13 protein-coding genes are annotated in these 11,955 nt (G+C 60.9%); 8 read left to right on the forward strand and 5 right to left on the reverse strand.

Annotation, left to right across the window (positions count from 1 at the left end; translation table 11 throughout):
- The 8 genes from pqqE to arsH all read left to right on the forward strand — a co-directional run.
- On the forward strand, positions 1–1,192 hold a 1,192-nt coding region (pqqE, locus tag AACZ55_RS12890), incomplete at its 5' end, for a pyrroloquinoline quinone biosynthesis protein PqqE (RefSeq protein WP_339646685.1).
- Positions 1,182–2,162, forward strand: a complete 981-nt coding sequence (gene pip / locus AACZ55_RS12895) for a prolyl aminopeptidase (protein ID WP_339646688.1) — start codon at positions 1,182–1,184, stop codon at positions 2,160–2,162. The genes pqqE and pip, both read left to right, overlap by 11 nt.
- 60 nt (positions 2,163–2,222) lie before the next feature.
- The gene (gene chrA, locus AACZ55_RS12900; RefSeq protein ID WP_339646691.1) at positions 2,223–3,596 is read left to right on the forward strand and encodes a chromate efflux transporter; all 1,374 of its coding nucleotides are present in this window, start codon (positions 2,223–2,225) and stop codon (positions 3,594–3,596) included.
- 69 nt (positions 3,597–3,665) lie between these two features.
- A complete protein-coding gene (locus tag AACZ55_RS12905) occupies positions 3,666–4,025 on the forward strand; it encodes a helix-turn-helix transcriptional regulator (RefSeq protein ID WP_338609588.1) in 360 nt (119 codons plus the stop codon).
- Positions 4,018–4,518, forward strand: a complete 501-nt coding sequence (locus AACZ55_RS12910; protein ID WP_338609586.1) for an arsenate reductase ArsC — start codon at positions 4,018–4,020, stop codon at positions 4,516–4,518. Before AACZ55_RS12905 ends, AACZ55_RS12910 begins: the two co-directional genes overlap by 8 nt.
- Positions 4,519–4,523: 5 nt before the next feature.
- Complete coding sequence (arsB, locus tag AACZ55_RS12915; RefSeq protein WP_339646694.1) at positions 4,524–5,591, forward strand: ACR3 family arsenite efflux transporter; 1,068 nt, start codon at positions 4,524–4,526, stop codon at positions 5,589–5,591.
- Between the two features lies 1 nt (position 5,592).
- Positions 5,593–6,015, forward strand: coding sequence for an arsenate reductase (glutaredoxin) (gene arsC / locus AACZ55_RS12920; protein WP_339646696.1), 423 nt, complete (start codon positions 5,593–5,595; stop codon positions 6,013–6,015).
- A complete protein-coding gene (gene arsH, locus AACZ55_RS12925) occupies positions 6,008–6,727 on the forward strand; it encodes an arsenical resistance protein ArsH (protein WP_339646699.1) in 720 nt (239 codons plus the stop codon). The genes arsC and arsH overlap by 8 nt, the downstream gene beginning before the upstream one ends.
- 40 nt (positions 6,728–6,767) lie before the next feature.
- Here the strand turns inward: arsH and AACZ55_RS12930 are convergent, their stop codons facing one another.
- The 5 genes from AACZ55_RS12930 to AACZ55_RS12950 all read right to left on the reverse strand — a co-directional run bounded on the left by AACZ55_RS12930 (position 6,768) and on the right by AACZ55_RS12950 (position 11,783).
- Entirely contained in the window at positions 6,768–7,727 is a 960-nt protein-coding gene (locus AACZ55_RS12930; protein WP_339646702.1) for an ABC transporter substrate-binding protein, read from the reverse strand.
- Between the two features lie 23 nt (positions 7,728–7,750).
- Positions 7,751–8,710, reverse strand: coding sequence for an ABC transporter substrate-binding protein (locus AACZ55_RS12935; RefSeq protein WP_339646703.1), 960 nt, complete (start codon positions 8,708–8,710; stop codon positions 7,751–7,753).
- A complete protein-coding gene (locus AACZ55_RS12940) occupies positions 8,707–9,636 on the reverse strand; it encodes a sucrase ferredoxin (RefSeq protein ID WP_338609581.1) in 930 nt (309 codons plus the stop codon). The genes AACZ55_RS12935 and AACZ55_RS12940 overlap by 4 nt, the downstream gene beginning before the upstream one ends.
- Positions 9,637–9,782: 146 nt before the next feature.
- Complete coding sequence (locus AACZ55_RS12945) at positions 9,783–10,745, reverse strand: ABC transporter substrate-binding protein (protein WP_339646705.1); 963 nt, start codon at positions 10,743–10,745, stop codon at positions 9,783–9,785.
- Between the two features lie 15 nt (positions 10,746–10,760).
- Positions 10,761–11,783 carry an ABC transporter substrate-binding protein gene (locus tag AACZ55_RS12950; protein ID WP_339646707.1) on the reverse strand — a complete coding sequence of 341 codons (1,023 nt, stop codon included), beginning with the start codon at positions 11,781–11,783 and terminating at the stop codon, positions 10,761–10,763.
- Between the last annotated feature and the right edge of the window lie 172 nt (positions 11,784–11,955).

An 11,955-nucleotide genomic window follows, 5' to 3' on the forward strand; every position in this document is an offset into this window, starting at 1 on the left:
CCATCCCCCGATCGAAACCGATCCCAATGACGGATTGGCCCTGCTCGAAGGCAGAGGGCAGCCAATTGCCGCCCAGTACGGCATTCCGCTCGCCGTGCTGATCGAGTTGACCCACAAATGCCCGCTGCAATGTCCCTATTGCTCCAATCCGGTCGAAATGGAGCGGGCCCGCAACGAATTGACCACCGAGGAGTGGAAGCGGGTCCTCGACGAACTTGCCGAAATCGGCGTGCTGCAGGTCCATTTTTCCGGCGGCGAACCGACGGCCCGCAAGGACATTGTCGAACTGGTCCAGCATGCGACCGACCGCGATCTCTATACCAATCTGATCACCTCGGCCGTGCTCATCAGCCGCGAAAAACTGGCCGAGTTGGCCGATGCGGGCCTGTCTCATATCCAGATCAGCTTTCAGGGCAGCGATGCGGTCAAGGCCGACCGGGTTGCAGGCTTTCGCAATGCCCACGCCAAAAAGCATGAAGTCGCGCGCTGGGCGCGCGAACTCGATCTGCCGCTGACCGTCAATGCCGTCATGCACCGGCAGAATCTCGACCAGCTCGAAGATATCATCGCCATGGCGGTGGATATGGATGCCGACCGCATCGAGGTTGCCAACGTCCAGTACTACGGCTGGGCGCTCAAGAACCGCGCCGCGCTGATGCCCACCATCGCGCAGATCGATCGCGCCACCGAGGTGGTGGAGGACGCCCGCGAGCGACTCAAGGGCATTCTCGACATCGATTTCGTGATCCCCGATTATTATGCCGAACGGCCCAAGAAGTGCATGGGCGGATGGGGCCGCCAGTTCTTCAACATCACGCCCTCAGGCAAGGTGTTGCCCTGCCATGCTGCCGAAACGATTACCGAGCTCGATTTCCTTTCGGTGCGATCCAACCATTCCATCGCCTGGATCTGGCAGAACTCGGACGCCTTCAACCGTTATCGCGGCACCGGCTGGATGCCCGAACCATGCCAGAGTTGCGCCTTCAAGGAAGTCGATTTCGGCGGATGCCGCTGCCAGGCCTTCGCGCTGACCGGCAAGGCAGAGAATACCGATCCGGCCTGTGCCCTTTCTCCGCACCACAGCGAGATTTTCAAGACGGCCGAAACGGAAGCTGAAACCGGAACCACACGGTTCATCTACCGCAATTTTGCCGGCGGCACGCTCGAAGCGGAGCCAGTGGATGGAAAATGAGGCGGCGATCAAGGCCGACCCGCATACCCCCCTCACCACGCAAATGCTGCCGGTGGGTGAGGGACATACGCTGTACGTCGAAACCGTCGGCAATCCCGACGGCGTCCCGGTGCTCTTTTTACATGGCGGACCGGGCAGCGGCTGCCAACCGAGCCATCGCCGCCTGTTCGATCCAGACCGGTATCATGCCGTCCTGTTCGATCAGCGCGGGGCCGGGCGCAGCACCCCGCACGCACAGCGATCGGCCAATTCCACCGACCGGCTGATCGCCGATATCGAAACGATCCGCATGGCATTGGGAATAGACCGCTGGCTCGTGGTCGGTGGGTCCTGGGGTGCGACACTGGCGCTGGCCTATGCGCAAAGCCATCCGGACCGCGTTACGGCCATTGTACTGCGCGCTACCTTTCTGGGCACGCGCCGCGAACTCGACTGGGCGTTTGCAACTGCCATGCCGCATTTCTACCCGCGCCTTCATGCCGATTTCCTGGACCTGCTGACACCGTCAGAGCGCGCAGCCCCGCTCGAAGCCTACTGGCGCCGCATCCTCAATTCCGACCCCGAAATCCATCGGCCGGCAGCCTTTGCCTGGTATCAGGCCGAACGCATCCTGTCCCAGATTGCGCCGCCGGCCGACCGATTGGATTTATCGCAGCTTCCGGCTCCGGGCGCACGATTTCCCACCTCGCCTTTCATGGAAGCGCACTATTTTTCCAACGACTGCTTTCTCGAGCCCGACCAGTTGCTGGTCAACGCTGCAAGACTGGACGGCATTCCCGGTCGCATTGTTCAGAGCCGGTACGATCTCTTGTGCCCGCCGGCCACGTCTTTTGCCCTGGCCAAGGCGTGGCCCGATGCCAATGTGCGGATTGTCGACACGGCGGGTCATGGGCAGGGTGAGCCGGGTGTGGAGGCCGCGATAACCCAGGCCCTTGCCGATCTTCATCCCACTGTCACCAACGGGCAATAGACAGGCCCGATTGATGCGTAGTTAAACTGCGTGACACCAGCTGATCTGTTTTGGGCGTGCATGCAGAACCGTTCCTACCCCACACTCGCCGAGGCCACGAGAATATGGGCTCGGATCGGCCTCTTGAGCTTCGGCGGGCCGGCCGGCCAGATCGCCATGATGCATCGCATTCTTGTCGAAGAGCACAAATGGCTCGGCGAGCAGCGATTTCTGCACGCCCTCAACTACTGCATGTTGCTGCCGGGGCCTGAGGCCCAGCAGCTCGCTGTCTATATCGGCTGGCTGATGCATCGCACGGCAGGCGGCATCATTGCCGGTGTGCTGTTCGTGATACCGGGCATCGTCGCCATCATGGGGCTGAGCTGGATTTATGCCATCTGGGGCAATGTCGGGATTGTCGAGGGTCTGTTTTTCGGGCTCAAGGCTGCGGTCCTCGCCATAGTCGTTCAGGCCGTCATCCGCATCGGCGGCCGGGCGCTCAGGAACGGCGCGATGCTGGCCATAGCAGCCGGGGCTTTTATCGCCATTTTCGGCTTTGCCGTTCCCTTTCCCATCATCATTCTGGCAGCGGGCCTCATCGGGTTTTTGGGCGCGCGAGCCGGGGTGCCAGCCTTTGAACCCAGGATCAATCAGGGCAAGGTTGGAGCGAAACAGATCGCCGATGCCGACACGCTGCTCGGTGAAGAATCTCCAGCACATACCCGTGTCGACGCGCGATGGGCGCTTCGGATCTCCCTTGTCATTCTCTCACTTTGGCTCATCCCGGTCGCATTGCTTTTCGCGCTTTTGGGACCCGATGACGTGTTCTCGCAGATCGCGGGCTTTTTCAGTGTCATGGCTGTCGTCACCTTCGGTGGCGCCTATGCGGTTCTCGCCTATGTCGCCCAGGAGGCCGTCCAGAATTTCGGATGGCTGACGCCGGGCGAAATGCTTGACGGGCTGGGCATGGCCGAAACAACGCCGGGACCGCTGATCATGGTCACCCAGTTCGTGGGCTTCATGGGCGCCTTTCGTGCACCCGGAACGCTGCCGCCTTTGCTGGCGGGCACGTTGGGCGGATTGCTGACCACCTGGGTGACGTTCGCGCCGTGCTTTTTATGGATATTCCTCGGCGCACCGTTCATCGAGCGCCTGCGGGACAACACGGTCCTGACCGCCGCACTCGGCGCCATCACCGCGGCCGTGGTCGGCGTGATCCTCAATCTTGCCGTCTGGTTCGGATTGCACGTCGTGTTTTCCGAAGTTGTGGAATTTTCCAGCTTTGGACTGGCTCTCGACATACCCGTTCTCGAATCCATCAACTGGTTCTCGGCACTTCTCGTCCTTGCGGCGATGATCGCGATCTTCCGGTTCGGACTGGGGCCGGTCACCGTATTGGCCGGTTGTGCAGCGGCCGGGGTTGCACTTCATTTGGCTGGCGGCCTCACCGCCTAACCGATACGCTTGGCCCAGATCGCAATTCGCCACTTGACGCTGTATCCATATATCGATATTTCTCGATATATGGATACAGATCACGCCCTCGACGCTTTCGATGCACTTTCCCAGCCCACCCGTCTGGCCATATTCCGGCGCCTTGTGAAAATCGGACCGGAGGGCTTGCCAGCCGGGGAAATCGCCGAAGCCGTCAATGGCCGACAGAACACCATTTCGAGCCACCTTGCCGCTCTCACGCGCTCAGGACTGATCGTCTCCGAGCGCGAGGGCAGGACCATCCGCTACAGCGCCAATTTCAAGACCGCCGGCGATCTCGTCGCGTTCCTGCTCGAAGATTGCTGCGGCGGTCGTCCCGAAGTGTGCGCCCCGCTGGTCACCAACCTCTCCTGTCTGCAACAAACCGCCACGGAACCCTGCTGTGACTGACACCCCCTACTCCGTCCTTTTCCTGTGCACGGGCAATTCCGCGCGCTCGATCATCGCCGAAGCCCTGCTCAATCGTGACGGAAAGGGCCGGTTCAAGGCCTGGTCGGCCGGAAGCAAACCCAAGGGAGAGGTCCATCCCTTTACGCTCGATCTGCTCAATAATTTGGGGATCGATACCCAATTTGCCCGCTCCAAGAGCTGGGACGAGTTTGCCGAGCCGGGCGCACCCGAATTCGACTTCATCTTTACCGTCTGCGATGACGCGGCCAACGAACCCTGCCCGGTCTGGCCCGGTCATCCCATGACCGCCCATTGGGGGATTGCCGACCCTGCCGCTGCCGAGGGCACCGACGCTGAAAAGCACTATGCCTTTGCCGAAGCGGCACGCCATCTGGGCACCCGCATCTCCTTGCTGCTCAACCTGCCCATCGCCAGTCTCGATCGCCTGGCCCTCAAGTCCAAGCTCGACTCTATCGGCAAAACGCGGGACTGAACCTTATGACATTGGATACAAGCGCTCCCGCCCCGGCGGGCGGCATCGGCTTTTTCGAAAAATGGCTCTCGGTCTGGGTTGCAGCCTGCATCGTTGCCGGGATCGTGCTCGGCAATCTCATTCCCGGCCTGTTTGCAGCGCTTGCGGGCCTCGAATATGCCTCGGTCAATTTCGTCGTCGCCGTGCTCATCTGGGCCATGGTCTATCCCATGATGGTCGCCGTCGATTTCACCGCCATCGGACAGGTCGGCAGGCAACCCAAGGGGCTAGTGCTGACCCTCGTGGTCAATTGGCTCATCAAGCCGTTTTCCATGGCCCTGCTCGCGGTCCTGTTCTTCAATGTGATCTTTGCGCCGCTGATCGATCCGGCCGATGCGCAGCAATATATCGCCGGCCTGATCCTTCTGGGCGCCGCCCCCTGCACCGCCATGGTGTTCGTCTGGTCGCAACTGACCAAGGGCGACCCCAACTACACCCTCGTCCAGGTTTCTGTGAACGATGCCATTATGGTGGTCGCCTTCGCGCCCATTGTCGCGGTGCTGCTCGGCCTTACCGAGATCACCGTGCCGTGGGAGACCTTGCTGCTCTCTGTCGGGCTCTATGTCATCCTGCCGCTGATCGCCGGCGCCATCACCCGCCAGATCCTTCTGCGCGGCGACCCGACCGACACGCGCCGCATCGACGCCTTTAATGCGCGCATAAAGCCCGCCTCAATTATCGGACTTTTGGCGACCGTGGTCCTGTTGTTCGGCTTTCAGGGGCAGACGATCCTTGCCAATCCGCTGGTCATCGTTTTGATCGCCATACCCCTTCTCATCCAGTCCTACGGCATTTTTGGCATCACCTATTGGGCCGCCTGGAAGTGGAAGGTGCCTTTCAATATCGCCGCGCCCTGCGCCCTGATCGGAACATCGAACTTTTTCGAATTGGCGGTGGCCGTGGCCATTTCGCTCTTCGGTCTCAATTCCGGCGCCGCGCTGGCCACCGTGGTCGGCGTGCTGGTTGAAGTCCCGGTCATGCTCTCGCTTGTCGCCCTCGCCAACCGCACCCGGCATCACTTTACGGAGGTCTGAATTGGCCATCACCATCTACCACAACCCCGATTGCGGCACCTCGCGCAATACGCTCGCCATGATCCGTCAGTCGGGCGAAGAGCCGGAGATCATCCAATATCTCAAGACCCCGCCGAGCCGCGAAACGCTTGTCGATCTCATCACGCGGTCGGGCCTTTCGGTCCGCGGGGCCATGCGGAAAAAAGAAGCGCCCTACACCGATCTCGGTCTCGATGATCCCTCGGTCGCCGACGAAGCATTGATCGACGCCATGCTGGCCCACCCGATCCTTATCAATCGTCCGTTCGTTGTGACAGAAAAGGGTGTGCGCCAATGCCGCCCCTCCGAACTGGTGCTCGATATCCTCCCCAACCCCGATATCGGGCCTTTCACCAAGGAAGACGGAGAGATCGTCATCGACGGAAACGGAAAGCGCATTGTCTGAAATCGATAATTTCCCCGCCCTCGCCGAGGAGCAATTTCACCCCATCGACGAAACGGCGCTGCTCTCTCCGCAACACAAGCAGCACGCTCCGCGAATCCTGCTGCTTTACGGGTCTTTGCGCGAGCGCTCCTATTCGCGTTTCGCGACAGAGGAGGCCGCCCGCATCCTGCGTCGGTTCGGGGCCGAGACGCGCATTTTCAACCCCGAGGGTCTGCCCCTGCCCGACGGCGCGCCCAAGGACCATCCCAAGGTCGTCGAACTGCGCGAACTGGCGCTGTGGTCCGAAGGCATGGTCTGGTGCTCGCCCGAGCGGCACGGGGCGATGTCGGGCGTCATGAAATCCCAGATCGACTGGCTCCCGCTCTCGATGGGCGGTGTACGGCCCACGCAAGGGCGGACGCTGGCCGTGATGCAGGTCAATGGCGGCAGCCAGTCCTTCAATGCCGTCAACCAGTTGCGCATTCTGGGCCGCTGGATGCGCATGGTCACCATCCCCAACCAGTCCTCGGTGCCCAAGGCCTTCAACGAATTCGACGAGGCCGGGCGCATGCGCCCCTCGCCGTTTTACAACCGCATCGTCGATGTGATGGAGGAACTGATCAAATTCACCCTCCTGGTGCGCGATCGGGCCGACTATCTGGTGGATCGCTATTCCGAACGGGTCGAAAGCGCTAAGGCGGTGGCCGAGCGCGTCAATCAGCGCTCGATCTGAGGGCATGAAGGTCCGCCGCTTTCCCGGCGGACCCGATCATCTATTCGGCCAGCGGCTCGAACCGGCGTCCGCTGATATGGGAAATGACCGTATAGGCCATGACGCCCAGCGCATAATAGGACGAGGCCGACGCCTCCTCGCGCGGCATGACGATCATCTGGTTTTCCCGGCAAGCATGCAGGAAATCGCAGAAATTGGGCAGAACCTGTTCAAGATGCCCGAACGCGTCTTCCGGGGTTTCCAATGCATCGGTGCGGTAGGTGACGAACAGGAAATCGGCATCGAGTTCGGGCAACGCCTCCGCACTCATGCGCGCGAATTCGCCCTCGGGGATGGCATCGACACGCTCGGGAAATGCAAATCCCGCATCGCGCAGCACGCGCCCCAAACCGCCATAGGTGTGCCAGGACAAAACTTCCCCATTTACGCCCTGGATGACATTGACCGAGATCGACCCGGTGTCGATCAGGCGCCGGATCTGCTCGATCTGGCTGTCATACCGGCCCTCAAGAATGGCCAGCGTATCGGTCGTGCCGGTAATTTCGGCCAGCGCTTCATACATGCCGAAATCGCCGCGCACCGTGTCATCGAGCACAATGGTCGGCGCGATGGCTTCGAGCTGTTCCACCGGGGCGGTCTGCCACGGGGTCGTGATGATCAGGTCCGGCTCGGTCGCGGCGACGGCTTCGATGTCGACCGGCAGATTGCCCACAAAGGCAATGTCGGAATTGTCGAAATCGACGCCGGTCAAGACCTTGGACGAGCGGATGAACCCCTCGCCCGTCTCGGTGGTCCGTCCGTGACTGGCGACCGGATGGACACCGAGTTCGATCAGCGGAATGGTGATCGAAAGATCCTGCAGCGACGCGATGCGCTGAGGATCGGCCGGGATCTCCACTATTCTCCCGGCATCGTCGGTAAAGCTGCGCGTTTCCTGCGCCAGCACCGGCGCGGCGAAAGCGATCGCGCCAATTGCAATGATTGATCTCAACAGGCTCATGATTTGATCCCCCGGTTTCGATTTTACTGTTCGAGCGGCGTGTAGTCGCGGCCCACCACATGGGACGCGACAATCTGGGTGAGCGCGGTGAGGGAATCATAGGTCGCCGACGAGGCGATCTCGCGCGGGATATAGACAATCTGACCGTTGCGGCAGGCGTGCATCACCTCGCACCAGCCCGGCAGAACCTCGTCGAGCGCCGCGCGGGCCTGGGCCGGGCTTTCGCCCCGTTCTGCCGCGTAGGTGACGAAGATGAAATCGGCATCGAATTCAGGGTAGGATTCGCCTGAGAAAATCTGGCGCTCATTGCCCTCGATGGCGTCGATGACTGCGGGGAAGACAAAGCCGGCATCGCGCAGAACCTTGCCCAGCGAACCGTACGTATTCCAGACCTGCAATTCGCCGCCATAGGCCTGAATGACGCTGACTTGCGTTTCGGCGGGGTCGGTCAGGCCCGCGATCATGTCCAGCTGTGCCTGATAGCGGGTCTCGAGCTTGTCGAGCACATCGGTGGTGCCGGTCACTTCGGCAATGGTCCGGTAAACGTCGAAATCATCCATTGTCGAGATGGGAAAGACATAGGTGGGCGCAATGGCGCGAAGCTGGCCGACATCGGCGGTCTGCCAGTCGGTGGTAAGGATCAGGTCAGGCTCGAGCGCCGCTATGGCTTCGACATCGGCGGGCAGGTTTCCGACAAATTCGATGGTGGAATTGTCGAAATCATAGCCCGTGATCAGCTTGCCCGACCGGATATTGGGGGCGGCATTCTCGGCGGTGCGACCGTGACTGCCGACCGGAACGATGCCGAGTTCGAGCAACGCTACAGTCAGCGAGGTATCGTGCAGCGCCACGACCCGCTGGGGATCGGCGGGCACGGTGACATCGGTGCCCGTGCCGTCGGTAAGCGTTTGGGCATCCTGCGCAAAGACAGGCGAGATGGCCAGCATGGAGGCAAGGCCGGTGATGAGAAGGCGATTGATCATGAAAAACTCTCTTGGGATCTGGATTTGACGGTGGTGAGATGATCGAGGCGCCAGCGCAGCACATTGCTGCCGCCGCCGTCGGCGACGACGCCGCAATTGCCCTGGACCATGTAGGTTTGCGCCTTGAGGCGGATATCGAGTTCGGTATCGCGCACAGCGGCGCGGACGGTGAGTTCGTGACCCTCGACAGGGTCATCTGGCATTTCGAATGGCAGCACGCGCACCTGACGCATGCTGGCACTGTGTGCCGCCGCCCATTCGAGCGCCGCCAGCTCGGCCACCTGAACGGGCTCGGGCAGGTCGGTGCGCCCCTTATAGGCGGGAAGAAAGACTTCACCGCGCGACAACGCCTCAAGAAAGGCCGGCGCCTGCCCGGCGGTCATCCGGCCGTAACGCTGCCGATCGGGCATAACGACAAGCGAAGCCGCAAACCGGCACCCGCCCAGATGGGTTGCCTGCACGATGTTGAATTTGTTCCGATCGGCAATGGCGACCAGTGCCTTGTATGTCGAAAAGCCATACCGCGCGCAGCAGGCATCCCGACGCGAATCCGTGCAGACAAGAATGGTTGTACGTGGATCGGTTTGGCCGGGAAACATCTTGCCATCGGCGTAGCCGTCGATCGCGGCGATCAGTGCCGCTTCGCTTTCAAAGTCAGCAAAGACTCCCTCCGGCTGTGCCATCAGACGCGGCAAAGCCTCGCTGTCGCCGACCCGATCGACGAGCGCGACGTGCAGACCACTTTTTGCGGCATTGTGAATGGAGGCGGCGAGCAGTTCGCTCATGTCCGCCGACTCCCACCTTGGGGTTCGCCATTTGCCGCGCGGCCAGGCGAGCAGCAACACCCGCCCCGGCGCATTGCCAGTGCCCTGCAAGGGCTCGTCGCGCTCAAGACAAAGATCGCGGCAGAATTGGTGTTTGCTCATTCGGCCGCCTCTTCAAACGCAGGTGCGGTGAGGAGCGTCAGAACTGTGATCGCACCGGCAAAAAGGCCGAGATGGTTCATTGTTCAAATTCCTTGGAAAGCCTTGCACCGGATCCGCGCCCGCGGACCCGGCACCAGTGTGCAGCCCTATTGGGCCTGCCCTATGGGTGTGAAAGCGCGGCCAGCGATATGCGTCGTCAGCAGATCAAGGTTCAGCCCCAGGGCGCCGAAGGAATAGCCAAAGCTCGCATATGGGAAGAACACGTACTGATCGTTCCTGCAGGCATGTAAAAAGTCGCACCAGCCCGGCAAGAATTTGTCCAGTCCGGCACGCACCTGAACGGGACCGTCCTGCGGAGTCGTGCCATAAAAATTGATGACAAAGTCCGCATCGATGTCCTGCCAGCGCTCCGGGCTGATGGCCATGGAGCGGCCGTCCATGTCCGCGGCGATCTCGGGCAGGTTCAACCCCAGATCGGCCATCGCGACCGTGAGTGCTCCAAGATCGTTATAGACATAGACAGAATCCCCTGCCGGAAACGAGAACGTAACGCTGACGGAAACGTCGCCCGCTTCATCAAAGAAAGGCCTGACCGTCTCCAGCTTACGATTGTACGCTCCTGACAGGGCCTCATAGGCATCCAAGTGACCAGTCGCTTCAGCGAGTACCCTCATACCGTCGCGGACGGGATAAAGGTTGGGGTCGATGACAAGCGTTGGTGCGATCACCGAGAGCTTTTCGACCTGTTCTTCAAGCATGGTGATGATGAGATCGGGATCAAGCGCCGCGATCGTTTCGTAATCGAGATCGTTGTAAGTGCCGATAAACTCGAAATCGGCTGTATCGAAATCAATACCCAGCAAGTCCGGCACCACCCGCAGATAGGGCTTGCCCTCGGCATCGACCCGCCCCGAACTGCCCACCAGCGGGACGCCGAGTTCAAGCAGCGGCAGGGTCAGCCGATTGTCATTTTGCGAAATGACGCGCTCGGCCGTTAAGGGCACCTCAACGACACGCCCGGCATCATCGGTGACCATGCGCGTTTCCGCCGCCAGCACCGGCGTGGCCATAAGGGCGAAAACGGCGAATATGGCTCTAATCGGTTTCATCAAGATGACTCTCCGCTAAATCTGTTCGTCTGTGGTCAAGGGCACGAAGTCGCGGGTAGCGATTTGCGAGACCAAAATGTTGAGGACGGAGCGCAACGCGGCAAAGCTGACGGCCCGCATCTCCTCGCGGTGCACCATGAAATATTGATTGTTGCGCGCCGCATGCAGTTCCTGCCGCCAATTGGGGACGGCCGCATCCCAAAGCTCGTAGATCGTCTGAACCGTTGTGCCCGTGGCCGGCCAATAGGTGCTGATCATGAAATCGGCGTCGAACTGGTGGACCAGTTCGGGGCTGAGATCGATGCGCGACTCTTCAAGCTCGGCGATCGTCTCGGGCATGGAAAACCCCAGCGCGTGAATGATCTGGGTCAGCGCATCATAGGTGCGAAAGCCCCGAACCGACCCCGACCGGGGCTCGATCACCCCGACCGATACACTTGCTGGATCGCCAATGGTTTGCGAGATCACGTCCTGGGCTCCTGCAAAGCGTACCTCCCAATCTGCCAAAAGCTGCTCGTAGACATCGAGCTTGCCTGCCACGTCGGCGATCTTGCGGTAGCGGGCCAGAAGGTCCTCCTCCCAGCCGGCGATAACGACCGCTGGGGCAATCAGCGAAAGCTGTTCGTAGCTGTCCACTCCGCCTTCCGAGAGCAAGATAAGGTCCGGCTCGGCTATGGCGATGGCTTCGAGGTCGTATTCATTGGGATCGCCGACCCAGGCGATATCGGAATTTTCAAAGCGGAAGCCGAGCGCGTCATAGGCGCCCCGGACATAGGGATCGCCATTATTGACGCCCGGGTCCACCCGGCCGCTCGAGCCGACAAGAGCGGCACCGAGTTCTAGCAGGGGCGACGTGATCTGCTCACCGCGCAGGGAAACGATGCGCTGGGGATCGACCGGGACTTCGACCTCATGCCCCATGTCGTCGACAAAGAGGCGGATTTCCTGAGCCAGAGCTGAAAAAGAGGACAGGCCCGCAACCATGGCAAGCGCAGCAACACGCGTCAGCCGGCCAACCGATTGAAATGAAAAGCTCATGGGTAAATAACTCCAAAAAAAAGCATCAGCGGTCGTCGGCGTTGGTTTCCGGATCGCCGTCCAGCGCGGCCTCGATCATCGGCACAAGACGCTCGATGCCGTAGGGCAGAGACAAAAGTGTCAACGGCGGAGTAAAATCCGGCCAATGGGCGGAGTAAAAGTCGGCCACTTG

Source organism: uncultured Pelagibacterium sp., assembly GCF_963972885.1.
GTDB classification, from domain to species: domain Bacteria; phylum Pseudomonadota; class Alphaproteobacteria; order Rhizobiales; family Devosiaceae; genus Pelagibacterium; species Pelagibacterium nitratireducens.

Coding starts and splice junctions, on each gene's coding strand:
- pip (WP_339646688.1), top strand. CDS start 1,182: ATGGAAAATGAGGCGGCGATCAAGGCCGACCCGCATACCCCCCTCACC.
- chrA (WP_339646691.1), top strand. CDS start 2,223: ATGCAGAACCGTTCCTACCCCACACTCGCCGAGGCCACGAGAATATGG.
- AACZ55_RS12905 (WP_338609588.1), top strand. CDS start 3,666: ATGGATACAGATCACGCCCTCGACGCTTTCGATGCACTTTCCCAGCCC.
- arsB (WP_339646694.1), top strand. CDS start 4,524: ATGACATTGGATACAAGCGCTCCCGCCCCGGCGGGCGGCATCGGCTTT.
- AACZ55_RS12930 (WP_339646702.1), bottom strand. CDS start 7,727: ATGAGCCTGTTGAGATCAATCATTGCAATTGGCGCGATCGCTTTCGCC.
- AACZ55_RS12935 (WP_339646703.1), bottom strand. CDS start 8,710: ATGATCAATCGCCTTCTCATCACCGGCCTTGCCTCCATGCTGGCCATC.
- AACZ55_RS12940 (WP_338609581.1), bottom strand. CDS start 9,636: ATGAGCAAACACCAATTCTGCCGCGATCTTTGTCTTGAGCGCGACGAG.
- AACZ55_RS12945 (WP_339646705.1), bottom strand. CDS start 10,745: ATGAAACCGATTAGAGCCATATTCGCCGTTTTCGCCCTTATGGCCACG.
- AACZ55_RS12950 (WP_339646707.1), bottom strand. CDS start 11,783: ATGAGCTTTTCATTTCAATCGGTTGGCCGGCTGACGCGTGTTGCTGCG.